Raw genomic sequence first — 25,355 nt, 5'->3', positions numbered from 1 at the left:
GGCCCGGGATAGCGTCGTTCCGTCGCAGACACTTGCCCCGCCGCGCCTACCGCGTCCGTGGTACGCCCCGACTACCACGTGCGCGGGATGCTCCACCGCCGACGGCCGTTCTACAGTGCGACCATGCGCCGTGACCTCCCGTACGCCCTCGGCGGTCTCGCCCTCGGCGTCCTCCTGCTCGGCAACGCAGTGCTCACCCCGGACGCCGCCACGGTCGAGGTGCTCGACGTCGCCCTGGTGCTGGCCATGGTGGTCGCCCTGGCGGCGTGCCAGCGCTACCCGGTGGTGGCGCTGGGCGTGGTCACCGTCGCCATGCTGGCCGTGCACCTGCGGGTGCACCCCGGGGCGTCCGCCGCGTTCCCCGTGCTCGGCGCGGTCTACCTCGCCGCCTGGCGGGGGCACCGGTCGGCCGCCGCGGTGGCCAGCCTCGCCTTCCTCGGTGGCTTCCTGGCCCACGACATCTCCATCGCGCCGGCCGGCCGACCAGGCCAGGTGGTGGCCGAGCGGACGGCCCTGCTGCTCGGCTGGTTCGTGGCGGCGAACGTCGCCGGGCTCGTCGCCCGACAGCGCCGGGCTTACCTGGAACAGGTCGAGCAGCGGGCGATCGAGGCCGAACGCACCCGCGAGGAGATGGCGTTGCGGCGCGCCGGCGAGGAGCGCCTGCGCATCGCCCGGGACCTGCACGACTCCCTGACCCACAGCATCTCGGTGATCAAGGTGCAGGCCGGCATCGCCGTGCACCTGGCCCGCAAACACGGTGAGGAACCGTCGGCCACGCTGCTGGCGATCCAGGAGGCCAGCGGCGCCGCGATGCGGGAGCTCCGCACGACCCTCGACGTCCTGCGCGCACCCACCGACGGCGACCGGGTCGGGCTGGCCCGGGTGGACGAACTGGTGCAGCGGACCCGGGCGGTCGGCGTACCGGTGCAGGTGACCGTCACCGGTCAACGCGGGGACCTGCCCGAGGAGGTCGACCAGGCCGGGTACCGGGTCATCCAGGAGGCGCTCACCAACGTCGCCCGCCACGCCGGCCCCGCCACCGCGCACGTCCAGGTGGCGTACGCGCCGACGGAGCTGACCGTCGCGGTCACCGACGACGGTCAGGCGTCACCGACTGAGCCCCTGACCCCGGGCGTGGGCCTACGCGGCATGCGGGAGCGGGTCAGCGCACTGGGCGGCACGCTGCGGACCGCCGCGCAGGACGACCACGGGTTCACGGTACGGGCCACCTTCCCGCTACGGCCCGCGCTGACCGCCCGCAGCGCGGAGGAGCCGGGATGATCCGGGTGCTGATCGCCGACGACCAGGCACTGATGCGGGTCGGCTTCCGGGCACTGCTCGACGCCGAGGACGACCTGGAGGTCGTCGGTGAGGCGACCGACGGCCGCTCTGCCGTCCACCTGTCGCGGTGTCTGCGCCCCGACGTCGTCCTGATGGATGTGCAGATGCCGGGGCTCGACGGCATCGAGGCCACCCGACGCATCGCCGCGGACCCCGACCTTGCCGCGATCCGCGTGCTCATCCTCACCAACTACGGGCACGACTCCTACGTCTTCGCCGCCCTCCGCGCGGGTGCCAGTGGCTTCCTCCTCAAGGACGCCGACCCGGCCGACCTGCTGCACGCCGTCACCGTCGTGGCGCGCGGTGACGCGCTGCTCGCGCCGACCGTCACCCGCACGCTGATCAGTGAGTTCGTGGCCGGCCCACCGCCGGCGGCGCCGACGGCCGGACGCGACGTGCTGACCGCCCGGGAGCAGGAGATCGTCGAGCTGGTCGCCCGAGGGCTGACCAACGACGAGATCGCCGCGCGGATGGTGATCAGTCCGCTGACCGCCAAGACACACGTCAACCGGGCGATGACGAAGCTGCACTGCCGCGACCGGGCCCAGCTGGTCGTGTGGGCGTACGAGTCGGGGCTGATCACGCCGCGCCGTCGGTGACCGTCGACGCCGACCGCGAAGTCGATCAACCCCCTTGAGAACACAAGGGAGGGCGACGCACTAGCATTGCCGCCGTCCGCGACGGCTCTGCTGAATCGAGGCGACATGCGTTGGCTCCGTCGGTTGCTGGGCGGTAAGCGGGTCCAGCTCGACCCGGGACGCCAGCAGGCGCTGCTGCACGACGTCCAGTCGCGGTACGGCGCCCACGCGCGGATCCGGTTCACCGAACAGGTCGAAGCGCTCGCCGGATCGCTCGACAGCGACGACGGCCTGGTGGTGGCGACCCGAATCGTGAGTCAGGTCGCCGACGAGGCCCACGTGGACCTTCAGGCCCAGGCCCAGGAAATCCACCGCCGAACCGGCCGACGACTGCTGGTGCACCGCCGCAACTACCGGCCGCTGTGGAAGGAGGCCGGCCAGTTCCTCCGCTGGCCGCTCTTCGCGCTGCCGTGCGGCTTCCACCCGTACGCGCAGGTGGCCGCCGCCGTCACAGTGGTCGGCAGCCGGGCACCCCGGCTCGACCGGGTGACCGACCCGAACCCGCTGGTGACCCGCGTGTTCGAGGTGCTCGACCTCACCACCGCCGGCTGGGAGTACGGCCGGGTGCGGGTGGACACCGACGCCGCCACGCTGGCCGATCGACTGATCGTCAGTGCGGGGCAGGTCCTCGCAGCGATGGACGACCCGCCACGCCTGCCGCCCGCGATGCGGGAGCTGATGCGGCGCAACAACACCGTCACCGTGCACGACCCGGCCGGCCCACGGGCGGTCGGTGGGATCAACCTGGGCGCGCGGATGCGGGAGGAGTTCCTGGTCTGAGCGCCCCTCGGGCGCTACTGATCGGGGCGCCGACGGGCGAGGTGCACGACGATGTCGGCGCAGAGCTCGACCGTCTCGGGCAGGATCTGCTCGATCTGGCGGAAGAGCTGCTCCTGCGCCGGGGTCGGCAGTTCGAGGTACGCCAAGACCGTCGACAGGTACCCGACGTAGTCGCGCGCACTCATCGTCAGCCGACGCTCGATGACGGTCTGCTGCACATGGGTGAACGATTCGGACCGTTGGAGTTCCGTGCCGGGCCACTGCATGGCCTGCCCCGGAGGCGTGCCGTCGGGAGAGGGAATCTCGTCGCTCTCCAGGAAGGGTGCCCGGGCGGCGCGGACAGCGTCCGCCACCGCCAGGTCGGCCAGCTGGGGAGGTCCGCCGAACGAGGCGAACACACCGCCTGGTTCCAGCAGCCCGGCCACCCGTGACCACCGACCCTCCGGTGCGGTCCAATGCAGGGCCGCCGCCGCGTAAACCAGGTGGTACCTCGCGCCCGGCCGCAGGTCCTCGAACGCGGCCCGCACGGTCTCGACGCCTGCTGGCACGTGCTTGCGCAGCTCGGCGAGCATGGCCGCGTCCGGCTCCGTCGCCGTGACCGCGACACCCGCTCCGGCGAACAGCCGGGTCGCCTTGCCGGTTCCGGCGCCGATCTCCAGGGCCGTTCGAATGGGCCGACCCGCGTAGGTCAGCACCAGGTCGACAAGCTCGGCGGGATACCCCGGTTGGTCGTCGACGGCGGTCACCTGCGGGCCGGCACCGATCGCGAAGAGCATCTCGGTGGCGGAGGGCGACAGATAACGTACACCGGGTGGCGGCTCGGGACGCAGATCGTCGCGGGTTTGGATGGCCTGAGTCAGCCAGGAAGGCGATGGGCAAGAAAACGAACCTTGACTGTTCCGCGGCTTGCCTCTCGCCAGTTCCTCGTTATCCCACTCAGACACGGGCTTGTAGCCGATCTCTTCAAGCATCGCTAGGTCCCGTTCAGGGTTAGTTCCATGCCGTAGCCGGTCCCTGATCCGCCGAGGCTTCCGGGACAGTTCCCGATTCGCCACACCACACCTCCCATCCCGCGTGATCTGCGAGGGAGGGCCGGGCGAGTGGCCCGACCCTTCCCGATCTTTGGTCAGTTCTTCGGCTCCCGCACCTGGCTGAGGTAGTCGCCCAGCGTGCGGCCGGAGTTCGGCATGGCAGCGAACCGCCCTCTCAGGTTCGCTGCTGCCTCGACCTGAACTCGTCCAGCGGCATGGCGAAGAGGTCGGCCAGGCGGTCGCCGTCCTCGGTCAGTGACCGGTGCAAGTCGGACAGACGTCCGTGCTCCGCGACGAAGTCCCGCATCTTGCCCTCGGCTTCCTGGGGCGTGAGGCGTCCCTCCTCCAAGTCCGCCTTGAGCTGCAGAAGCTCCCTCAGCCCTGCCTTCTTCGCCCGGTCGACGAGCTCGTCGTGCGACTCGTCCCGTGCCTTAATCCCGGCCCGGTACTTCTTCTTCCGATGGACCCGCCACTCCTTCCGCGCAGCGGCATAGGCCCGTTCCAAGTCCTCCCGGTCAACGGCCTTGAGTTCCGCCTGGTCAATCTCCGCCCGCATGTCAGCGAGCCGCGTGACGTAGAGGTTCATCAGTAGCTCCCGTGTGGTGAAGGCGCCTGCTGGTCGGTGTCGACCTGCGCCAGGTGGTCGGTGGTGTCGGTCTGGTACAGCGCCCGGAGGGACTCCGAGGCGGTCGGCTCGTGGGGGTACGGCTGCGTCAGTCCGGCCACACCGCCGAACTCGCTTTCGCCCGTGCGATCGACGAGGGAGTTCAGGTGGTCGCTCACCGACCGGTAGGGGTTCAAGGCTTCACCTTGCTGCCCACTGCGGGCCAGCGGTTGAGGTCGGCGGCCGAATCTCCCGCCGTCCGGTATGCCTGCCACGCCTTCGCCTGCAAGATGGCATCCTCCACTTCGCTGATCGTGCGATGGAACAGTCCCAAGGCGCTCACGCGGCCCTCTCCGTCAGCCCTTTCGTGCGGCATTCGTCATCCCATCGCTAGTCGTAGGCATTTCCCATTCCTTGTCCACCAGCAAGCGAACGGTCCCCGCCAAGGAATCGTCACGCTTCGCGGCAAGGCTTTTCAGTCGGAACCGCTGAGCATCGGACATAGAGACATCCAGCGACACCGGGAACTCCGGCAGTTTTCCCCGAGCTCCCATAGCGCTCCCTCCGGTCCGCAAAAACGTTCCGGGGAACATTTTCCGGCGGAACCCGGAGTTTGTCAGGTTGGGTTCCGACGATTTCTAGTAGCGCTCTGAAGAATCGGGCTATACAGTGCTTAATTGTGACGGCGAGCAATGAAGACCAGGAACTAATCAACAAGCTCATGGAGTTGTTGAAGCGGACCGACGAGTGGATGGAGCAGGAAGCCCCGGCGGTACAGCCCGGCAGCGCCCTAGCCAGGGACAACGCCCTGACGCACCCCCATCAGGTAAGCCATGCAGCAATCCAGTCGATCGGCAACGCCGTCGATCACCTGCACTCGATGAGGTCGGCGCTCTGGGATCACGAGAACAACCAACTGACTCTCCACACCTACTCACCGTTCACGCTGACGCGCGGCGCACTTGAGAACGCCTCTGCCGCGATCTGGATGCTCCTGCCTAGCAACCGGAAGGAGCGCGTCCGGCGTCGACTGTGGTACGAGCTCGCCAACACTAAAAACGCCGAATCGCTGCGTACGGAGACCCACCTACCGGACGACGGGGGCCTCCAGCGCAGAAAGGACCGCGTGCTTGGCCTGGCCGATGCGGCAGGGATCGACCGGGCGACGTTGCGAGGCAAGCCCAGCTACAAGGACTTTTTGGAAGAGTCGGGGCACTTCGTGGACTTAATCGACGGCGAGAGCAACCCTGTCTACATCATGTGGAAAATGTGCAGCGCCGTCGCTCACGGCGACACTTGGATCATTCCCTTATTCGACTTGCAGATGATCCGACCGCTTGAGCCCGGCGTCAGCACATACCGGGTGACCGCGCCCACACCGCTGCTCTACTCGGGCGTTCAAGCCGCGATGGTGCTCGTCATCAAGGCCCGAGAACTGTTCTCGCAACGAGCGGCGTCACATCTTTGACAGCAGGCGGCTGTTTTATGTAGAAGGCGTCAGTAACGGGTTGCCGCACCATGTCCAGCATGGACATACTGCCCGAGTGACTGGAGAGAAGCGCATACCTATGGTCAGCGTCGGGTTCGCCACGGACGATGCCCGGAAGGCCGCCATCGACAAGTACTACTTGGAGGAGTTGGACCGGCAAGCCGAGTTGGCAACCAGCAGCATCTACTTCGCAGTCATGCGAGGGCGCGAGACGAAGCACCCTCAAGATCCCAAGGTGTGGGGTGCGCTTCAGAACACTCTCTTCGCCGCCATCTGCATCGCTCGACTCTTGAAGCCGGGTCCGGTCAGGGAGTATCCGGGCATGACCAAACAGCAGAGCCAACAGTTCGCCGACGAGCGCGGCGAGAGACTACGGAACCTGCTGGAGATAGAGGACGACTCAGCCATCCTCGACGTCAAGCTGGTGCGTGACGCCTACGAGCATTACGACGAGTACTTCGATAGGCATCTCGCCAGCGGAGCGGAGTGTTTCTCCGACTGGTACATCACGGACCGCTACATCTTCAAGACGCCGGCCACACAGAACCCGCAATCGAAAGCTGTAGGTATCCGCGTCTTCTACCCGGCGGGCGGCCTCTTGTTCTTCGAAGACAAGAAGTTGCACCTATTCGAGCTTGATGTAGAACTGATCGAACTTCGTCAGAAAATCGCCGAGAAGGGGGAAGAGCTGGACGAGCGAATCAAGGGCAGAGCACTTGGCGGGGGACATGAAGTGGAAGAGGTGCTGAACGACTTCATGCGAGATCAGCGGTTCATGGACTGGAAGCACCACCGAACGGAAGCCCTGGAAGCCCTCGCCAAGCGGCAAAAGTAGGTCTCCCGCTACACCCGATGCACGTTGGCTGCACAAGCCAGAGGTCACGGACAGTGACATCCCGCGATTCCTACAGGCCAGGCTGCGGCTCGACCGCCTCAACGGAAGACCTCGGTGATCGCAGGCAGTTCGGGTCATCATCACGGTGCGCGCCCGACTGCGGAAGAGCCCGGGACGCGAGGATTATTCGCGCCCCGGGCTTCTCGTCACGCGAAGCCTGAAGCCCTGCCGCGACGGCAGTCAGGGTTGGTGCAGGCGTCGTTCGGTAGGTAGAAGGCGCCCACCATCCGACTGTCGACGGACCAACTCCGTGTCTCCTCCTGCTCGCCGCACTCGGGGCATTCCCGGGGTCGGTGATACGGCTTCTCGTCTGCTCGGTACATCCTCGGCTGACTCATGGTTTCATCGTGCCGTGGCGCAGCCTGGTGCGTTACACGCGACCACACCGAGGGCGTCAGCACGCCGCCAGCTGTGCGTCGCGCCTCCAATGCCCCGGGCATCCGGCACCCGCAGTCCGCTCGCACGACGCTGCAACGCCGATTCGCCATGCCAGCCACAGTAAGGTCGCCCGTGATACCCCGACGGAAACCGGTCCGCGTCTCTACGGCGACCTCAGGTGCCTCTATGCGCGGTCGTCGCGCCCATGGCGGGGGTCGAGTACGATAAGTGGCGGTGCCGCCGTGGCGCCTCGCAAAGCTCTCCGGGCTGCTCTTTCAGGACGGAGACACCGGCGACAAACCGAAACTTAGCCACCAAGCTGAAGGTAAGGCCGGAACTGCTCCGTTAAGGGACCGTTCCGAGGATGAGATCCCGCTTCGCCGGTAGCGCGGACTCAGCGAACACCAGTCACGTCGATTGCGACTGGTCGAGCTGAGCCGTGCCCTGCACCGACCTCACTCGACCGGAGTGAGGAGATATGGGGTCGTGGGGCTCGCAAATCTTGAGCCGTTCGTCGGCGCTGGCCCGTGGGTCATAGCTGCCGCCATCGCTGTGCCGGTTACGGGGAAGATCATCATCACCGCCTTGGCCCTGCGGGGAACCGACCCGAAGGACCGACCGAGCATCATCAAGGCTGTAGCCGAGCTGTTCCGGTGGCGTCGGTAACCTGCACCGTCTTTATGCCAGTGCCCACCACGAATCGAACGGGTCCGGTCGGGGCGGTACGTGGTCGTACTCGGTCAGGTACTCGGGCTGATAGCCGTCCTTGGTCCACCTGCCACGCTGCGGCCTGCCTTCACTGCAACGACGACGCGCATCGGGTGTGGCCGAGTGTCCGCAGCCGGAGTGGTCCATTACGCCCGCTGCGTGATGTGCAGGCCGGCGGCGAGCAACCGCAGCTCAAGGAGTGCTTCCTGCTCTGCCGCGATGCGCCGGACTTTGTTGCGTACCTCGGGATCGCTAAGGTCTTCGAGCAAAACCGGGCCATCTTCAGACCACACCGCCTCGTCACGAGTCGGACGGGTCGCATCAGGCTTCCCCGTTTCCTTCCAATGGCGAAGTTCTTCCCTCAACGTCGGAAGGTCAGCCGGGGCGAATCGGTGGCAATTTCCCGACCCGACCGCGCGGAAGGTGTTACGCAGGAACATCCGAAGCTCGCGGGGACTGACACCCAGGGTCTCAGCGGCTTCGTTCGTGTTCATCGACCGTGCCCCTGGGGCGAGGTCCACGATCCCCTCCACCGCCCAACTTCCGGCACGCTTCACCGGTTGCCTAGCCGGGTCGTCGCAGTTTGAGTGGCTGACCCTCTGCATGGCTATCCATGCGGCCTGATGGCGTCGAGCAGGTCAGCCAGTTGCTGAACCTCGTGCGCCCGCTCCTCGGCAGGAGTGGCCGGGCGGATGGGGTAGACCTTCGGCTCAGTTGGCTCGGGGAGGGATACCAGCACGCCGACCAAGACGACTGCCACCGCGAGGCAGACCGCGATGTGCTGGATGATCGCGTAGTAGTACCAGGGCTGCTTGCGTTTCGCCGACAACGGAGGGCTCCTTGCCGATGCCCGTTGTCGTGCCATGCGCGACGACAACTGCGCGCAACCGCTTGCCGGCCCGCGCAGCGCCGCTCGACCATGTGCGGATGGGGCCGGAGCGTCGAGTGATCGTCGGAGTCGACGTGGGCATCACTGCCGCGCGGGCGGTCGCGTTCGCCTTGGACGGCACCGCACGACACGTCGCTACCCGGGAGTATCCGTTGGTGGAACCAACGCCCGGCTGGCAGGTACAGGAGCCGGACGTGCTCGTGGCGGCCACCCTGGCGGCGATGTCGGCGTGTGTGGCCGGCACCGCCGGGGCGGAGGTGGTCGCCGTCGCGCTGAGTTCCGCCAGGTACGGCCTGATCGGGCTGGACGCGGCGATGACGCCGGTGACGCCGCTGCTGACCCGGCGTGACACGCGGTCGTCGGAGGCGGCCCGTGCACTGCGGTTGTCCGGCCAGAGCCGGGAGCTGCACCGGTTGACGGGCACGCCCGTGCATCCGAAGAACCCGCTCTGCAAGCTCCTGTGGTTCGCCCGCCACGAGCCGTACCTCTGCACGGCGACCCGGTGGTGGGTCGGCCTCAAGGACTACCTGCTCCATCGGCTCACCGGGATGTTGGTGACCGAGTTGTCGTCGGCCTGCGGCACCGGGATGTTCGACGTGCACCGTCGGGCGTGGAGTTCAGCGGTGCTCGATCTGGCCGGGGTGTCCGAGAGTCAACTGCCTCCGGTCCTGCCCACGACTGCGGTGCTGCGGCTGTCGCCGACGGTCGGGCGCGCGGTCGGCCTGCCGTCGGGCACCCCGGTCGTGGTCGGTGCCGGTGACGGTCCGTTGCGGAGTCTGGGGGCGGCGGCGATCGGCCACACGGTCGGTGGCCTGACGCTCGGCGCCACCGGGGCCCTGCGGACGGTCGTCGGGGCACCCCGCACCGACCCAACCGAAACCTTCTCCTGCGGCGCGCTGACCGAGGACGCGTGGGTTGTCCGCGGGGCGGTCGGCAACGGCGGCAACGTCGTGCGGTGGGCGGGACGGGTCCTCGCTGACGACGACGCCACCCCCGCGCTACTGGATCTCGCCGCCCGGATCGCGCCCGGCAGCGACGGCCTGGTGATGCTGCCCTACCTGCGGGCCGACGAGGCGTCACCGGAGGGCTACGCCCCGCCCGGCGCGTTCCTGGGGTTGCGCAGCGGGCACTCGCGCGGGCACCTGGTCCGGGCCGCCGTGGAGGGCGTCTGCCTGCAACTCGGCGGCCTCCGGGACCGGCTGGCCGACCTGACGCCGATCGGCAGCGTACGCCTCACCGGCGGGGCCTTCCGGTCTCCGCTGTGGCGCGAGGTGATGGCGGCGGTGCTGGACTGCCCGGTGCACGTGGCAGGTCCGGCCGACCATGTCACCCTCGGCGCGGCGGCGCTCGGGCTCTTCGCGATCGGCCACACCGCTGATCTCCCGGCGGCGGTCACCCAACTCGATCCGGGGGTCGCCGGCGGCGAGCCGGTGGCGGTCGACCCGGCTCTCACCGCCGCCTATCGCGGTCTGCGGACCAGGCTGCCCGCGCTCATCACGGTCGCGAACCGCCTGGGCGAGATCCTCGACGAGGTGGGCGGCGTCGGCCTCAGTGCTCCGGCTCGTCCTTGACCTGGGCCACCAGTTGGGTCGGGTTGACGTAGCGCAGCGCGACGACGAGCAGCACCAGCATCATCGAGGTGTAGATGACGGCCATGGCGTCGACCGACTGCTGGGCCCTGATGCCGGACGCGGACATCGAGTAGTAGAGCGCCACCACCAGGGTCTGCGAGTCGGGCCCCGCGGTCAGGAAGGTGAGTTCGAACATGCCCACCGTCCGGACGAGCACGAGGATCGCGGAGGCGAGGATGCCCGGCACGAGCAGCGGCGTGAGAACCCGCAGGAACACCGTGCGCAGCCCCGCGCCGCACATGCGCGCGGCACTCTCGATCCGAGGGTCGATCTGCTCGATGAACGGGGTCATGGTCAGGATGACGAAAGGCACCGACGGTACGAGGTTGGCGAGCACCACCCCGGACATGTGCCCGGCAAGGCCGAACTTGTAGAGGACCGTCGCCAGCGGGATGCCGTACGTGATCGGGGGCATGAGGATGGGCAGCAGGAACACGAGGAAGATCAGCCGTTTGCCCGGGAATGAGCGCCGCGCGAGGGCGTAGGCGGCCGGCACGCCGATCACCAGCGACAGGCCCACGACGAGTACGGAGACCTCCAGCGTCACGATGATGACCTGTAGGAGCGCGAACTCGTCCCAGGCTCGGGCGTACCAACTGGTGGTGTAGCCGTCCGGAAGCCAGGTATCGAACCACCGCTGACCGAACGAGCTGACCAGGACGGACGCCACGACGCCCAGCAGGTTGAGGAAGAAGAAGACGACGACGCCCCACACGACCCAGGCGGCCGGTCGCGCGGCGATGCGCCGCCGCCGGTCGGGGCTGGTGGCGGGGGGTCGTGCTGGTGGCGCCTGGGTGGTCGTTGCCATCAGCCCTTGCCTCCGGTGGAGCCGGTGTAGAGACGACTGCGAGCGGCCAGCACCACCGCGATGATGACCAGCTCGACGAAGCCCATGATCATGGCGATCGCCGACGCGTACGGGTAGTCGTACTGCTCGTACGCCGCCTGGTAGGCGGCGAGGGAGATGACGCGGGTCTCACCGGCCGGGTTGCCGACCAGGACCGCCGACGGGAACACACTGAACGCCAGGACGAACGTCAGGCAGAACGTCGTGGCGAGGCCGGGCATCAGCAACGGCAGGGTGATCCGGGTGAACCGGCGTCGCCAGTCCGCGCCCAGCGTCGCGGCCGCCCGTTCCAGGGTCGGATCGATGCCGGACAGGTACGAGAGCACCAGCAGGAACGCGAACGGGAAGCCGGTGATCACCAGCGAGAAGAAAACGCCCCAGTAGTTGTGGGTCAGCCGCACCGGCTCATCGACGAGGCTGGTGGCCAGCAGGATCCGGTTGAACCAGCCGGTCGGACCCAGGAAGTTCAACAACCCCTGTGCGGTGAGGACGGTGCCGAGCGTGATCGGCACGACCAGCAGCGTGGTGACCAGCCGTTTGCCCCGGAACCGGCCGCGCATCCGGTAGGCGATCGGCACCGCGGCGAGGACGTTGAGCAGCGCGGCGGGTAGCGCGAGCCGCAACGTGATCCAGATCGTGCCGCGTTCGTAGGAGTCGGAGAAGAACCGGGCGTAGTCGCTCAACGGCCCGCCCTTGGTGGGCTGGAACGAGAGCGTCAGCCCGTAGAAGAACGGGTAGAGGAACAGGGCGATGACGAAGACCAGGGCCGGGACCAGCAACCAGAGCTGACGGTCGACGCCCCGCTCGGCGAGGCGGTGCTGCCAGTGCGCCAGCGGCCGGTCGGGCCCGGCGCCGCTCACCGCGTCGCCCCCGAGGCGTGCGGGAGGCGGTCGGTCTCGGCCGACGCGTCGGCGGGATAGACGAGCAGCCGCTGCGGGTCGACGGCCAGCTTGACCTGGTCGCCCGGTGCGATCCGCTGCTCGGTTCGCAGGTGCAGCAGCAGCCCGGTGTCGGTGCGGGCCTCGGCCGCCAACTCGCGGCCCTGGTACTCCACCACCTCGACGGTCGCCGACATGGCGTTGCGGGTCTCGCCGGGCCCGTCGACGCGGATGTCCTCGGGGCGTACGGCGACCACGGCGTCCGCCCCGGCGTGCAGGCCCCCCACCACCTCGCCGAGCAGGCGGTGGCCGGACGACTCGACGGTGGCGCGGGCGCCGTCGGACTGCGCCACCCGTCCCCGCCACAGGTTGCGGTAGCCCATGAAGTCGGCGACGTGCCAGTTCGCCGGCCGGGTGTGCAGCTCACGCGGCGAGCCGATCTGCTGCACCCGCCCCTCCCGCAGCACCACCAACCGGTCGGCCAGGGACAGCGCCTCCTCCTGGTCGTGGGTCACGTAGACGGTGGTGAGCCCCAGCGACTGGTGCAGCCGGCGGATCTCGGTACGCATCTCCAGGCGCAGCTTGGCGTCGAGGTTGCTCAACGGCTCGTCCATGAGGACCAGGGACGGCTCGAACACGACGGCGCGGGCGATGGCGACGCGTTGCTGCTGTCCACCCGAGAGCTGACCGGGCAGCTTGTCGACGTGGTCCTCCAGTCGCACCAGCCGCACCGCCTCCTCGGTACGCCGACGGGTCTCCTCCTTGGGCAGCCGCCGCATGCGCAGCCCGAAGGCGATGTTCGCCCGGACCGTCAGGTGCGGAAAGAGGGCGTAGCTCTGGAACACCATGCCGAAGCCGCGCCGCTCCGGTGGCAGCGTGTCGATGCGGCGCTCGTCCTGCCAGATGCTCCCCGCCGTCAACGGCAGGAGCCCGGCCAGGCAGTTCAACGCCGTCGACTTGCCGCAGCCGGACGGGCCGAGCAGGGCGATGAACTCCCCCGCCTCGATGGTCAGGTCCAGCTCGGTGAGCGCGGCCTGGCCGCCGAACCGGCGGGACACCCCGTCCAGCCGCAGCTGGGAGAAGGCGCTCATCCCTGCTTGACCTTCCCGCCACCGATTTCGCGATCCCAGCGGCTGAACGCCGCCACGAGGCTCTTCGCGTCGAGCGGGACCTCGGTCGGGTTCCCGGCGATCAGCGCGTCGTACTCGGGGCGACCGAACTCCCGGATCGCGTCCTGGCTCTTCTGCGGCGCGGACGAGAGTTGGACCTCCTTGATCGCCGGACCCGGGTAGAAGTAGCCCTCGTCGTACGCCTTCGCCTGCTGTTCCGGGGTGAGCATGAACGCCAGCAGGGCCAGCACCGCGGCCTGGGTGTCGGTCGACACGCCCTTGGGCATGACGGCGTAGTGCGCGTCGGTGACCCAGTGGAAGCCGTCGATCGGGGTGATCCTGGCCTCCTTGGGCACCGTGCCGAGCACCCGCGGGTTGATGTCCCAGCCGGTGGTGCTGACGATCAGGTGTGCGGTGCCGTTGGCGAGGTTCTTCATCGTCTCGGTGGTGCCGGACGGGTAGTAGTCGACGTACTGGCCCAGTTCCTTGAGGAAGGCCCACGTCTTGTCCCACCCCGCGGTGGGGTCCTTGGGGTTCGAGTCGCCCAGGATGTAGGGCAGGCCCATCAGGAAGGTCCGGCCGGGGCCGGAGTTGGCCGGGCGGGCGTACTGGAATTTCCTGGGGTTGGCCTTGGCCCAGGCGAGCAGCGCGTCCGCGCTGGTCGGTGGTGTCGCGAGGCGGGACGGCAGGTATTCGAGCAGCGGGCCGGACGGGTAGTAGGTGACGGTGACGCCGGCGTTGCCGGCGAGCTGCTGCATCGCGGCGGCCGGTGCCAGGTAGTCGCGCATGCCGCCGAGGCGGTCCTGGAAGGTGGGCAGCACGTCGATCCAGAGCCCCTGCTCGATCCCGGCGGCCAGGCCGTCGACGCCGGTCAGCACGAGACCGATGTCCACCCGGTCGGCCCCCTGCTGGGCCTTGATCTTCCCGGCCAGCTCGGGCGCCGGCGCCTTCGAGTAGGTCACCCGGGAGATCACCTCGGGGTTCTTCGAGACGAACTCGTCGATCATCGCCTGGGTCAGCTGGAGGTTGCCCGCCACGTCGAGGACGTTGAGGGTGACCGCCTTGCCGGGCCGCTGTGGCACCTCGCCGGTGGTGTCGCCCGTGGTGTCGCCAGGGGCTTCGGGTGCCCCGCACCCGACCGCGCCCACCAGGAGCGAGGATGCCGTGACCAGGAGAGCGCCGCGCCGTGTCATACCCATGAGCCGTTCCCTCCGCCAGGTGTCATCCCTGGTGATTGAGACAGCCGGCGCGCCGTGGCGGCAACGGGTTGCCATGTATTGCCTCGCGTGGACGCGGTCGGGCGGAGCGGGATTGTTGCGGGGGCATTGCCGACTATTCACGGCCGCCATAGCATGATCACTGCGCGTAGCTGGGAGGAGCATGACAATGCCCGACCACACCAGGCCGCCCGAGAAGAGGGTCACGATCTACGACGTCGCTGTCGAGGCCGACGTCTCACCGTCCACGGTGTCCCGTGCCTTCTCCCGGCCGAGTCGCGTCAATTCTGAGACCGCCGAACGGATCCGGCAGGTCGCCGAGCGGCTGGGCTACCGGACCAACCCGCTTCCCCGCGCCCTCACCACGTCCCGCACGCGCATGATCGCGCTCGTCATCGCCGACATCACCAACCCGGTCTACGCCGGGATCGTGCGCGGGGCGCAGGAGACGGCGATGCACGACGAGTACACCATTGTGCTCATCGACGCCCAGGAGTCCGACCGGGTGGAGCGGGCCGCGATCGAACGCACGATGTCGACCGTCGACGGCATCGTGCTCGCCAGCAGCCGGATGTCGGACTCGGCGATTCGGATGTTCGCCAAGCAGCGGCCGGTGGTGGTCCTCAACCGCGCCGTCGCCGACGTGCCCTGCGTCGTGACGGACAACCCCCGTGGGGTCCGGCGGGCCGCTGAGCACCTCGGGGAGTTGGGGCACGACCACATCACCTACGTCGCGGGGCCGCAGGCGTCCTGGCCGAACGGCATCCGCTGGCGGTCGCTGCTCGAAGCCGGCATGGAACTCGAGATCAGAGTGCGCCAGATCGGCCCGTTCAGCCCGACCATTGAGGGCGGCGAACGGGCCGCCGAGGAGCTGCGCGCCCGTCCTGCGACGGCCGTCCTCGCCTTCAACGACCAGATGGCGATCGGGCTCATCCGCGGCCTCACCCGGATGGGCATCGATGTTCCGGGCGACGTCAGCGTGGTGGGTTTCGACAACACCCTCGCCGCCGACATCGTCACACCCGGGCTCACCACGGTCGCCGCACCGTTCTACGCGGAGGGTTCGGCGGCGACCCGGCACCTGCTCACGATGATCGAGGGCGCCCCCGGGCACACTGGCCGGCCGATGGTCCTGCCGGTACGCCTCGTGGTCCGCCACTCGACGGCCGCCCGCGACCGGAACGGGGGTCGCCCCCGCCCGTGGGTACGCCAGCGGCCGGCGCTCGCCGCAGGCCTGCCACCTCCCTCGGAGCAGTGAACACCGCCCCTGGGTCAGCTCGGCATATTACGGTTACCGTGCGTTACGATCGTCGGGGAATACTTGCTTGCACAAGCAAGTTATGTGGTCCAGGCGGACGGCTCCAGCCGTCCACCGTCCGACATACCCGTTACCACCGGAGGAACCGACATGAATCGCCTAGAGGGGCACGCCGCACTCGTTACCGGATCGACGAGCGGAATTGGGCGCGGTGTGGCGGAGGCGATGGCCCGCGAGGGCGCCATCGTCATCGTGACCGGGCTTGGCCCGGAAAGCGGTGCTCGGATCGTCGACGGAATCGTCGCGGAGGGCGGCGTAGCCCACTTCGTCGAGGCAGACCTCTCCGCAGGCGGCTCCGAGATCCGCCGCCTGGCACAGGAGGCGACGGCCCTGGCGGGTCGGCCGATCGACATCCTCGTCAACAACGCGGCCTTTCTCGTGCCGCCGCACCCCATGACAGAGTCGACCGAGGAGCAGATCGACAAGGTGCTGGAGGTCAACGTCAAGGCCCCGTACCTTCTGACGGCGGCCCTGGTCCCCGCCATGGTGGAGCACGGCGGCGGCTCAGTGATCAACATGGGGTCGATCGGCGGCGTGGACGGAATCAAGTTCACCTCGCTCTACGGGGCCAGCAAGGCAGGGCTGCACTCGCTGACGCGGTCGTGGGCCGCGGAGTTGGCCGCCGACGGTGTACGGGTGAACACGGTCGCCCCCGGACCCACCCTCACGGAAGGCAACGAAGACCTCCGCCCCCTGCTGGAGAAGCTCGCCGAGGGCAACCCGGACAGGCGGACGGGCACCGTGCAGGACACCGCCGCGGCCGTGATCTTCCTGGCCAGTGACGAGGCGTCACACATCCACGGCGTACTGCTCCCCGTCGACGGCGGGGCCCTCGCGACCTGAGCGGGCGGTCACGTTCGGAGCGACCCGGTCGAGGGGGGGGAGGCTATCGAGGGCCGAGCCCTGTCTTTCCGTCAATCAGCTCGCGCACGACGTCGAGGTGACCCGCATGGCGTGCGGTCTCCTCGATCATGTGAAGAACGATGCGCCGCAGGTCGGTGACCTCGTCTCCGAGCCACCCTGGATGGCGCACGCGCACCGGCGCGGACAGTGGCGTGGAGGCGAGGACCGCGTTGGATCGCTCGCACTGCGCGCGGTAGAACGCGAAGACCACGGATGGTGGTCGCGGGGTGGTCAGGGGCGCGTGGTCGTCGTCCGGCCAGGCAAGTGGCGAAGTGGAGCCGGTGGCGATCTCCTGAAACCAGTGCCGCTCGGCGTAGCCGAGGTGTTCCACGAGACCCAACGGCGTCCACCCCGAGGGCAGGACGGCGGTGGTCAGGGCTTCGAGGTCAAGGCCGTCAACAATCGCGAGCACGCTGGCACGTTGCGCCTCCAGGAACATCAACAGTGCCTTCTTCTCAGCGTCTTCCACCCGTCCCACGCCCCTTCCTGGTCGAAATTGATGATTTCTGTCGGGACACCTCGCCCGGCGCCCCGGTGGGCTGAGCCGCCACTCAGTCGAGCCAGCAGATCACCGCGGCGCCATCCCTGGCCGCCGCGCCGAAGAAGCGTTGGACGTCGGGCAGGTAGTGGGCCACCCACGCGAGCTGGCTGGGCCGGTCCCAGGTTCCCGGGTAGATGTCGGCCCGAACCAACTCCTGCGGGTCGACGCCGCGGATGAGGTCGTCCTGAGTGAGCTCGGCCAGTCGCACGGCAGCCGTCGCGACCTGGGCCGGTGTCAGATAAGAGGGCGGCCCGTACCCCCAGTCGTCTTCGATGTTGTCCAGGAAGTCGAGCATCTCGTCGCTGTCGGGCTCGACGTCGGGCAGCTCCACGAACCGCTCCGCGCCCGAGACCAGCGGAATCTCGAAGCCCAGCCGATCGAGGAGGAACTCGAGCCCGTCCCATGCCTTGTCGGTGCCCTCCCAGCGTTCGGAGTTGTCGTTCCGTTGCGTCATGGCCAGCTCGTAGGCCCAGCCGAGGTCTGCCCTCGCCCGCTCCAGCTCGTCGGGCGAAACGCGCAGCCAGTTGCCGTTCATACTCACCGCGGCAGCCTACGTAGCGGCTACGACAATTCCCCGACAGCATTCGCGGTGATGTCCGGGCTGGCGTTGATGCCGGCGGTGATCTGGGCCGGCAGCGGGTAGCCACGTTCGACAGGCAGGTGAGCCGCCGCAGCAGTTTGGTCGCCGGCGCGCAGAAGGTCCCGCACTCGGCGCACGGTGGGCGTGATGTCCGTGATGGCCACCAGCCAGTCGTCGACGTAACGGTCGACCGCCTCGCCGGACAACCCAACCTGCAGCGAACGGTACGGCAGCGCCCGCAGCCCCAGTGACCGTTCCGGATCCCACTGCACGCGTACGGGGCTGGCTCTCAGTTGCCGCGACCAGCTCGGCCGGTCGCTGTGCAGGTCCCGGTCGTAGTGGCTCAGGCAAGCTCGCGCCAGCGCCCACTCAAATCCCTCCCGGGTGATGTCGATCGAGAGCACGTGCTCCTGCCCTGGCTTGGTGGCCCAACCGCAGCGGTACATCATCCACAGAAAAGACGGCTTGATCCACGTCATCCGGTCCCGCTTGAAGGGGGCCACGAAACGGCCAGCGGCCAGCGCCGGCACCGCGATCTGCGGGGAGTACGCCTGGTACACGGTGATGGTGTCGGCCGAGTAGTGGGCCCGGATCTGCCGGACGGGAACGGACATCTACCGATCCTCCCGGAACCACCTCGCCTGTTCCACCGAGATTTCCGCAGCCATGTTCCACTCCGCCGAGGGGGAAATAGGGCCGCGCGGGCCGCGACAAGAAACGACAACTCGTTGCCCGGGCACGGTGGCACCGAGCAGCATCGACACGCACCGATCTGTCGACGTCGTCGTGCTCGCGCGCCGGGCCGCACGACACCGAGTGGACGAACGAGGAGATCGCGATGATCCGAGGCTCGACGCCCAGGTTACGACGGACCCTCATCGTGGTGGGCACGGTGCTCGCCACGGTCGCGGCCACCCTCACGGTCGCCACCACCACGCCGGCCGCCGCGGCCCCGTCGGCGGACGACTACAACGGCTCCGACCTGTGGCTGCGGTACGTGCCGGTCGACGACGCGAAGCTGCTGCGCGACTACCGTCGCTCGGCCACGGCGATCGTGGTCGAGAACGCCGACGCCACGACTGTGCACCGGCACACGACGGACCTCGCCATGGCACCCGGTTCCCGCGAGAAGCTGGCCGAGAGCACACTGGGCGCCGCCCGGGACGAACTGGTACGCGGCCTGGGTGGGCTGCTCGGTCAGCCGATTCCCGTGGCGACCGGCGACGGCGGCACGGTCCCGGACGGCACGGTTCTCGACGGTGCGGTCGTGGTGGGCACACCGACGAGCTCGCCCCTGGTGGGTCGCACTGTCGCGGCCCGCGACCTGGCCGCTGTGGGCGACGAGGGCTACCTTGTCCGCTCGGTGTCCAAGGGCAGGGAACGCTTCACCGTCATCGCCGGCAACACCGACCTCGGCGCGTTGTACGGCACCTTCGCCTTCCTCCGGCTCCTACAGACCCAGAAGCCCATCGACCACCTCCGCGTGGCGGAGTCACCGAAGATCAAGCATCGGTTGCTGAACAACTGGGAGACCGAGCGCCTCTACGCGGGCAACAACCCCTCCGGATTGGGTGGGCTGAACGGGGAGAGCGGGGCGATCTTCAACTTCGCCGCGACCGGTGCCAGCGCCGGCCGGAACCTGCCCGTCATCCTCGACCGGTACCTCGTCATGGCCCGCGCGTTGGCGTCCCTGGGCATCAACGGCATCACCATCAACAACGTCAACGCCGACAACGCGTACCTGACGAGCGCCCGCATCGCACAGGAGGCTGCCCTCGCCGACGCGCTGCGTCCGTACGGCATCCGGCTCGGCCTGTCGATCCGCTACACCGCGCCCACCGACAGCCGGTTCGCGCCGGACACCCTGACCAACAGCCAACTCGACCCGTACGGCGCGGATTTCCGGGGCTGGTGGCACCGCCGGGCCCAGCAGATCCAGAGCGCGATCCCGGACTTCATGGGGCTCACCGTGAAAGCCAACTCCGAGGGTCAGCCGGGGCCGCAGGACTTCGGGTACGACCACGGTGACGGTGCCAACGCCATCGCCGCCGCCGTGGCGCCGCTCGGGATGACCGTGCACTGGCGCACGTTCGTCTACAACGCCGAGGTCGACAACGACCGGCTCAAGCGGGCCTACCTGGAGTTCGGGCCAATCGACGACGAGGTCCAGCCGGACGGCAGCCGGGGACGCTTCGCCGACAACGTGTTCCTCCAGACCAAGAACGGGCCACTGGACTTCCAGGCCCGGGAGCCCATCCACCCGATGTTCGGCCGGATGGAGAACACCAACCAGGCGTTGGAACTTCAGATCACGCAGGAGTACACCGGCCAGAACTGGATGCTGGCCTACCTCGGCCCGATGTACGAGGAGATCCTGAAGACCGACACGTACGCGACCGACGCGACCGGGAAGCTGCTGAAGAAGCGACTGGTCGGCAACATTGTCGACGGGACCGCCCAGCACCACCCGGACACCGCCATCGTGGGTGTCGCGAACCTCGGCAACGCCGACAACCTGACCGGGCACCACTTCGCCCAGGCGAACCTCTTCTCCTTCGGACGCCAGGCCTGGGACTGGACGCTCGACTCGGCGGACATCGCGACCGAATGGACGCGGATGACCTGGAGCAACGACCGGCGCGTGGTCGACACCATCCGGAAGATGATGATGGGCTCGTGGGAGTCGCTGGTCAGCTACCAGACGCCGCTGGGCATCGGCCACCAGTTCGCCGAGGGCGCCCACTACCGCCCCGACCCCGCCGACTGGGCCGGCCGCGACGACTGGAGCCCGATCTACTACAACAAGGCCGACAGCGTCGGGTTGGGCTTCGACCGCTCCCCCACCGGCAGCAACCTGGCCGCCCAGTACTTCCCCCGGTTGCAGCAGCGCTACGGGAACATCGACTCGGTCCCGGAGAACCTGCTGATGTGGTTCCACCACGTGCCGTGGGGCCACCGGATGGACAGCGGCCGGACGTTCTGGGATGAGCTGGTCTACCGCTACCAGATGGGCGTGCAGTACGTGACCTGGATGCGGGAGACCTGGGACACCCTCCAGCCCCACATCGACGCACGCCGGTTCGCGGAGGTCCGCGCCAAGCTGGCGGTCCACGAGGCGGACGCCGCCGACTGGCGGGACACCTCGGTGAACTACTGGAAGGAGTTCAGCGGGCGGGACGTCCCGGTCGACGACGCGCCGCTGTCGGCGACGATCGTCGTGAACGGGAAGCAGTTCGGCGGCTTCAACCTGTCGGACACCTCGTACACCATTCCGGTGCCGGCCGGGGCGTCGCCGACCATCACCAAGGTGCGGACGACCGACCGGAAGGCCCGCTACAAGGTCATTTCGCAGGCGGCCAGCGTGCCCGGTCAGGCGATCGTCAAGGTGACGACGGAGAGCTTCTTCGGCCCCCTCGTGAAGAACTACGTCTTCAACCTGGTCCCCGACACCACGCTGACGACCCTGCGTGTCGACGGCGAGCGGCTGGCGTCCTTCTCGCCGACCGTGCTGCGCTACAACGCCCTCACCCCGGCCGGCGTCACCACCGTCCCGACGGTCACCGCCAGCGCCGCCGACCCCGCCGCCTCGGTCGCCGTGGAGCAGGCGACCAGCCCCACCGGGCAGGCGCGGGTCACCGTCACGAACGGCGGGGCGTCGTCGGTCTACACCGTGGACCTGAACACCACCCTCACAGGCAGCGACGAGTTCGACTCGGCCCAACTCGGCCCGCAGTGGCAGTGGGTCCGACCGGACGAGAGCAGACAGCGCCTGGCCGACGGTTCCCTGATTGTCACCGCCCAGCAGGGTGACCTCCAGGGCAACACCAACACCGCGCGGAACCTGGCCCTCCAGGACGTCGACGGCGACTGGACGGCCGAGGCCCGGGTCGTCTTCTCCCGGCCCCTCGCCAGCAACAACGAGCAGGGCGGCGTGCTCGGGTACGCGGACGACAACAACTACGTGAAGCTCGCCTGGGAGATGGCCAACGCGACCGCGGCCGTCAACAAGACCCGGATCGTCTTCCTGCGCGAACAGAACGGCACGGCGTCGACCCTGGAGATCACCGGTGCCGACGCCCAGCGAATCGTCGGGGCCGACGGTGCCATCTGGCTCCGCCTGACCAAGATCGGGAACAGCTACCGCGCCTACTACTCCAACGACGGAAGCGTCTACCGCTACCTCGGCTCCACCACTCTGAACACCGAGCCGACGAAGGCCGGGCTGCTGGCCTTCAACCGGGCCGGCACCTCCACCGACCTCGACGTCGCCTTCGACTACTTCCGGATCGAGAGCCGAGGGGAGCCCATCCCCTAACGCCCACGACCGCGACGGGCCCGTCCCCAGTGGGGACGGGCCCGTCGTGCTCCCCCGGTGCGGAAACCCGTGTCGTCAGCCGCCGATCGCGATGGCGAAGATGTGCATGGTCGGCACGTTCGTCGCCGGTCGGGCGCTGATGTTGGGCAGCACCACCGAGGCCACCGCCTTGTTCTGCAACCCGACACCCACGTAGTAGATGCACGCGGCGGTGTTCTGGCGGACGTTGTTGGGCCGGTTCTGGTACGCGGACACGATGGCCGCGGTCCCCCCGGAGTGCGGCCCGCCGTACCAGTCGGGCGAGCTCAGCGTGAACGTCTGGCGGGTGCCGTCGGCGTAGACCACCGTGCCGGTCCCGGACACCGCGCCGTAGGTGCCGGTCAGGAGGAAGCCGAGCGTGCTGCCGGTGCCGGTCACGCCGATGGACTGGCCCGAGGCGACGGCGTTGTCGGGGGACCCGGAGCTGACGTTGGGCCAGCGGAAGGTGACCCCGTTGCGGCTGATCGTGCCGCCCGGGCTGGCGCCGGCCTGGGCCAGCGCCTGCGCGGAGAGCGTCGCCCCGCCGCCGTCGAAGTTTCCGACGTTGGTGTTGTTGTCGTTGGTGATACCGACGTTGCTGAAGCTCTGCTCCAGGGTGGGTGTGGTGGGCCCGGAGCTGGTGACCCGGTAGGTGCGTCCGGCCTGCACGGTGACGTCGATCAGGTCGGAGTCGATCCGGGTGGTCCGGGGCGTCGTACCGTCGGCGGTGTCGACGACCGTGACGGTGCCGCTCAGGATCCGGGAGCGCAGACGCGCGGTGCCGGCCCGGTCCGCCCGGACGAGGATCTCGGTGGCCTGCCCACTCGCCCACGTGATGCCGACCGTGTACCCGCCTCGACCGCGCAGGCCGGTCACCCGCCCGCTCGGCCAGGCCGGCGGCAGCGCGGGAAGGACGTGCAGCTCACCGATGTGGCTCTGCAACAGCATCTCGGCGATACCGGCGGTGGCGCCGAAGTTGCCGTCGATCTGGAACGGCGGGTGCAGGTCGAACATGTTGGGCGCGAGCCGCGCGGTGGTGGCGAGGTAGCGGATCAGGTCGTGGGCCCGCTTGCCCTCCTCCATCCGAGCCCAGAAGTTGATTTTCCAGGCCAGCGACCAGCCCGTCCCGTCGTCGCCGCGCAGCGCCAGGGTCCGTCGGGCGGCCTCGAACAACTGCGGGGTGCCGCGCTTGGTGATCTGGTTGCTGGGTGCCAGCCCGTACAGGTGCGAGATGTGCCGGTGGTTGGGCTCGGTCTCCACCCAGTCGTAGAGCCACTCCATGATGTTGCCGCGGGAGCCGATCTTCATGGGCGCGAGCCGGTCCCGGGTGGCGCGAACCTGTGCCCGGAAGGTGCTGTCCACGTCGAGGATCTCGCTCGCGCGAGCGCACGCGTCGAACAGGTCCCGCAGGATCTGGTTGTCCATCGTGGGGCCGGCGCACACGCTGGCGTTCGAGTGGTGGCTGAGCTCCGGCGAGTTCGACGGGTTGGTCACCAGGTAACCGAGGGTCGGCTCGGTCACCAGGGTGTTGAGGAAGAACTGCGCCGCGCCCTTCATGGCCGGGTAGTTCGTCCGCAGGAACTCGATGTCGCCGTTGAACAGGTAGTGGTCCCAGATCAACGTCGACAACCAGGCGCCGCCGGTCTGCCACATGCCCCAGAACGCGCCGTCGACCACCGCGGTGGCCCGCCACGCGTCGGTGTTGTGGTGGGTGACCCAGCCGCTGGCGGCACCGTACTGCACCTGGGCTGTCCGCGCCCCGCTGACGGCGAGGTCCCGGACCATGTCGAACACCGGGCTGTGGCACTCGGCCAGGTTGGTGGTGTTGGCCGGCCAGTAGTTCATCGGCAGGTTGGCGTTGATCGTGTACTTCGAGTCCCAGGAGGGGGCCAGCGAGTCGTTCCAGATGCCCTGGAGGTTCGCCGGCTGGGTGCCGGGCCGCGAGGACGAGATCAGCAGGTACCGGCCGAACTGGAACAGCAGCGCCGAGAACTGCGGGTCGTTGACGCTGTTGTGCTGGGCGATCCGGACGTCTGTCGTCTGGTCGGCCGCGGAGGTGCGGCCCAGGTCGAGAGTGACGCGCCCGAACAGCGCCTGGTAGTCGGCCACGTGCCGGCTGCGCAGCTGGTCGAAGCTGCTGGACCGGGCGGCGGTGAGGCGCTGCCGGGCGATGCCCTGGTAGTCGCCGCCGACGTTGCGGTAGTTGACGTAACTGGAGCCGATGGAGACCAGCAGGGTCACGCTGTTGGCGTTGGTCACCCGCAGGGTGCCGCCGGAGCTGGACACGCTGCCGCCGCTGATGGTCGCGTTGGCCAGGGCGAGGAAGCGGACCTGGCCGGTGACGCCCTCCTGGTTCCCGGAGACCCCGTCGAGGCCGATCGTGGTGCCGTCCGGGCTGGACACCGTGGTGCGCTGCGGGCTGTCGAAGGTGGCGGTGAAGCTGATCGCGTTGCTGCGGTCGGCGGTCAGCCGGATCACGATGACCTGGTCCGGCGCGCTGGCGAACACCTCCCGCTGGTGCCGAACCCCGTTCAGCACGTACGTCGTCGTGACGGTGGCGGTGGTGAGGTCGAGCGTCCGGTTGTGCTGGGACGCCCCGCTGGCGGACCCGAAGGCGAGCCGGAGGTTGCCGACGGTCTGGTAGGCCAGCTGGCCGCCGGGGTTGCCCATCATGGTCTGGTTGATCAGATCCTGGGCCTGGGTCCACTGGTTCGCGTTGACCAGCCGCCGGATCTCGGCGAGCGCGCCGGCGCCTCTGGGGTTGCTGGGGTCGTGGGGCCCACCAGCCCAGACGGTGTCCTCGTTGAGCTGAAGCCGCTCGGTGTCGACGTTGCCGAAGACCATGGCACCGAGGCGGCCGTTGCCGATCGGTAGCGCCCGCAGCCAGTCGGTGCCGGCCCCTTCGTCGTACCACAGCGCGAGATCCCCGGCGGCCAACACCTGCGGCGGTGCCACCGAGTCCGCCTGGGCCACGGCGGTCCAGGGCACCGGCAGGAGAGCGCCACCCGCGCCGGCTGCGCCGATCTTGAGGGCTTGCCGTCGGGTCAGGTCTGACATCGATCCTCCAAACGGTGACCAGTCCGGCCACCCCGAAGCGTGACAACTATGCGACTCGACACGGGGATCCGCTTGGTGGGGCCAACCGGGACCCTGCCTGAACAGACCGACGCCGGGCCACTGCAGAGCCAGACATCTGATGTGTTTCGGGAAGGTTACTCCGGGGCCACAGAATAGGCAACGGTCGA

The 25,355-nt window shown here is 68.6% G+C and carries 23 protein-coding genes; 9 read left to right on the top strand and 14 right to left on the bottom strand.

Annotated elements, in window-relative coordinates:
• Positions 1 to 123: 123 nt before the first annotated feature.
• From EV382_RS05635 to EV382_RS05625, 3 genes are all read left to right on the top strand, one after another.
• The gene (locus EV382_RS05635; protein WP_244236554.1) at positions 124 to 1,281 is read left to right on the top strand and encodes a sensor histidine kinase; all 1,158 of its coding nucleotides are present in this window, start codon (positions 124 to 126) and stop codon (positions 1,279 to 1,281) included.
• Positions 1,278 to 1,940, top strand: a complete 663-nt coding sequence (locus EV382_RS05630; protein WP_130400541.1) for a response regulator — start codon at positions 1,278 to 1,280, stop codon at positions 1,938 to 1,940. Before EV382_RS05635 ends, EV382_RS05630 begins: the two co-directional genes overlap by 4 nt.
• Before the next feature lie 105 nt (positions 1,941 to 2,045).
• A complete protein-coding gene (locus EV382_RS05625; RefSeq protein ID WP_130400540.1) occupies positions 2,046 to 2,759 on the top strand; it encodes a hypothetical protein in 714 nt (237 codons plus the stop codon).
• A 14-nt stretch (positions 2,760 to 2,773) separates the two neighbouring features.
• On the opposite strand, the gene EV382_RS05620 is transcribed toward EV382_RS05625, so the two are convergent.
• The 4 genes from EV382_RS05620 to EV382_RS32605 form a co-directional block, all read right to left on the bottom strand.
• Complete coding sequence (locus tag EV382_RS05620; protein WP_130400539.1) at positions 2,774 to 3,535, bottom strand: class I SAM-dependent methyltransferase; 762 nt, start codon at positions 3,533 to 3,535, stop codon at positions 2,774 to 2,776.
• 430 nt (positions 3,536 to 3,965) lie between these two features.
• Positions 3,966 to 4,376: a hypothetical protein gene (locus tag EV382_RS05615; RefSeq protein WP_130400538.1), complete on the bottom strand. Its 411-nt coding sequence runs from the start codon at positions 4,374 to 4,376 to the stop codon at positions 3,966 to 3,968.
• On the bottom strand, positions 4,376 to 4,591 hold the full coding sequence (locus EV382_RS05610) for a hypothetical protein (RefSeq protein WP_130400537.1): 216 nt from the start codon (positions 4,589 to 4,591) through the stop codon (positions 4,376 to 4,378). The genes EV382_RS05615 and EV382_RS05610 overlap by 1 nt, the downstream gene beginning before the upstream one ends.
• Positions 4,588 to 4,737 (bottom strand): hypothetical protein, encoded by a 150-nt coding sequence (locus EV382_RS32605; RefSeq protein WP_165435721.1) that lies wholly within the window; start codon positions 4,735 to 4,737, stop codon positions 4,588 to 4,590. Before EV382_RS32605 ends, EV382_RS05610 begins: the two co-directional genes overlap by 4 nt.
• 336 nt (positions 4,738 to 5,073) lie before the next feature.
• Here EV382_RS32605 and EV382_RS05605 point away from each other — a divergent pair, with 336 nt between their 5' ends.
• Together EV382_RS05605 and EV382_RS05600 are read left to right on the top strand one after the other, a co-directional pair.
• Positions 5,074 to 5,862 carry a hypothetical protein gene (locus EV382_RS05605; RefSeq protein ID WP_130400536.1) on the top strand — a complete coding sequence of 263 codons (789 nt, stop codon included), beginning with the start codon at positions 5,074 to 5,076 and terminating at the stop codon, positions 5,860 to 5,862.
• Between the two features lie 76 nt (positions 5,863 to 5,938).
• The gene (locus EV382_RS05600; RefSeq protein WP_130400535.1) at positions 5,939 to 6,718 is read left to right on the top strand and encodes a hypothetical protein; all 780 of its coding nucleotides are present in this window, start codon (positions 5,939 to 5,941) and stop codon (positions 6,716 to 6,718) included.
• A gap of 1,292 nt (positions 6,719 to 8,010) precedes the next feature.
• Here EV382_RS05600 and EV382_RS05595 read toward each other — a convergent pair.
• Positions 8,011 to 8,358, bottom strand: a complete 348-nt coding sequence (locus EV382_RS05595; RefSeq protein WP_130400534.1) for a MerR family transcriptional regulator — start codon at positions 8,356 to 8,358, stop codon at positions 8,011 to 8,013.
• A gap of 113 nt (positions 8,359 to 8,471) precedes the next feature.
• A complete protein-coding gene (locus tag EV382_RS05590) occupies positions 8,472 to 8,693 on the bottom strand; it encodes a hypothetical protein (RefSeq protein WP_130400533.1) in 222 nt (73 codons plus the stop codon).
• A gap of 98 nt (positions 8,694 to 8,791) precedes the next feature.
• On the opposite strand from EV382_RS05590, the gene EV382_RS05585 reads away from it, so the two are divergent.
• Positions 8,792 to 10,324, top strand: coding sequence for a gluconokinase (locus tag EV382_RS05585; RefSeq protein ID WP_130400532.1), 1,533 nt, complete (start codon positions 8,792 to 8,794; stop codon positions 10,322 to 10,324).
• Here the strand turns inward: EV382_RS05585 and EV382_RS05580 are convergent.
• The 4 genes from EV382_RS05580 to EV382_RS05565 are packed head-to-tail and all read right to left on the bottom strand — an operon-like array spanning position 10,302 to position 14,417.
• Positions 10,302 to 11,192, bottom strand: a complete 891-nt coding sequence (locus tag EV382_RS05580) for an ABC transporter permease (protein ID WP_130400531.1) — start codon at positions 11,190 to 11,192, stop codon at positions 10,302 to 10,304. The two genes, EV382_RS05585 and EV382_RS05580, sit on opposite strands and share 23 nt — an antisense overlap.
• A complete protein-coding gene (locus EV382_RS05575; RefSeq protein ID WP_130400530.1) occupies positions 11,192 to 12,091 on the bottom strand; it encodes an ABC transporter permease in 900 nt (299 codons plus the stop codon). Before EV382_RS05575 ends, EV382_RS05580 begins: the two co-directional genes overlap by 1 nt.
• The gene (locus EV382_RS05570) at positions 12,088 to 13,200 is read right to left on the bottom strand and encodes an ABC transporter ATP-binding protein (protein WP_130400529.1); all 1,113 of its coding nucleotides are present in this window, start codon (positions 13,198 to 13,200) and stop codon (positions 12,088 to 12,090) included. Before EV382_RS05570 ends, EV382_RS05575 begins: the two co-directional genes overlap by 4 nt.
• Entirely contained in the window at positions 13,197 to 14,417 is a 1,221-nt protein-coding gene (locus tag EV382_RS05565; protein ID WP_130400528.1) for an ABC transporter substrate-binding protein, read from the bottom strand. The genes EV382_RS05570 and EV382_RS05565 overlap by 4 nt, the downstream gene beginning before the upstream one ends.
• 187 nt (positions 14,418 to 14,604) lie before the next feature.
• Here EV382_RS05565 and EV382_RS05560 point away from each other — a divergent pair, with 187 nt between their 5' ends.
• Together EV382_RS05560 and EV382_RS05555 are read left to right on the top strand one after the other, a co-directional pair.
• Positions 14,605 to 15,693, top strand: a complete 1,089-nt coding sequence (locus EV382_RS05560) for a LacI family DNA-binding transcriptional regulator (RefSeq protein WP_130400527.1) — start codon at positions 14,605 to 14,607, stop codon at positions 15,691 to 15,693.
• Positions 15,694 to 15,777: 84 nt separating this feature from the next.
• Positions 15,778 to 16,596 (top strand): SDR family NAD(P)-dependent oxidoreductase, encoded by an 819-nt coding sequence (locus EV382_RS05555; RefSeq protein WP_208758320.1) that lies wholly within the window; start codon positions 15,778 to 15,780, stop codon positions 16,594 to 16,596.
• A gap of 43 nt (positions 16,597 to 16,639) precedes the next feature.
• On the opposite strand, the gene EV382_RS05550 is transcribed toward EV382_RS05555, so the two are convergent.
• The 3 genes from EV382_RS05550 to EV382_RS05540 all read right to left on the bottom strand — a co-directional run bounded on the left by EV382_RS05550 (position 16,640) and on the right by EV382_RS05540 (position 18,391).
• The gene (locus tag EV382_RS05550) at positions 16,640 to 17,134 is read right to left on the bottom strand and encodes a DinB family protein (protein WP_208758319.1); all 495 of its coding nucleotides are present in this window, start codon (positions 17,132 to 17,134) and stop codon (positions 16,640 to 16,642) included.
• Between the two features lie 73 nt (positions 17,135 to 17,207).
• Positions 17,208 to 17,732, bottom strand: a complete 525-nt coding sequence (locus tag EV382_RS05545) for a YfbM family protein (protein ID WP_130408484.1) — start codon at positions 17,730 to 17,732, stop codon at positions 17,208 to 17,210.
• Between the two features lie 26 nt (positions 17,733 to 17,758).
• A complete protein-coding gene (locus EV382_RS05540) occupies positions 17,759 to 18,391 on the bottom strand; it encodes a DUF4291 domain-containing protein (protein ID WP_130400526.1) in 633 nt (210 codons plus the stop codon).
• A gap of 224 nt (positions 18,392 to 18,615) precedes the next feature.
• On the opposite strand from EV382_RS05540, the gene EV382_RS05535 reads away from it, so the two are divergent.
• The gene (locus EV382_RS05535; RefSeq protein ID WP_130400525.1) at positions 18,616 to 22,092 is read left to right on the top strand and encodes an alpha-glucuronidase family glycosyl hydrolase; all 3,477 of its coding nucleotides are present in this window, start codon (positions 18,616 to 18,618) and stop codon (positions 22,090 to 22,092) included.
• 75 nt (positions 22,093 to 22,167) lie between these two features.
• On the opposite strand, the gene EV382_RS05530 is transcribed toward EV382_RS05535, so the two are convergent.
• Positions 22,168 to 25,167, bottom strand: coding sequence for a glycoside hydrolase family 95 protein (locus tag EV382_RS05530; RefSeq protein WP_130400524.1), 3,000 nt, complete (start codon positions 25,165 to 25,167; stop codon positions 22,168 to 22,170).
• Between the last annotated feature and the right edge of the window lie 188 nt (positions 25,168 to 25,355).

It is taken from the genome of Micromonospora violae (assembly GCF_004217135.1).
In the GTDB taxonomy this organism is placed as follows: Bacteria; Actinomycetota; Actinomycetes; order Mycobacteriales; family Micromonosporaceae; genus Micromonospora; species Micromonospora violae.
This window is presented reverse-complemented; position numbering and strand designations above follow the sequence as displayed.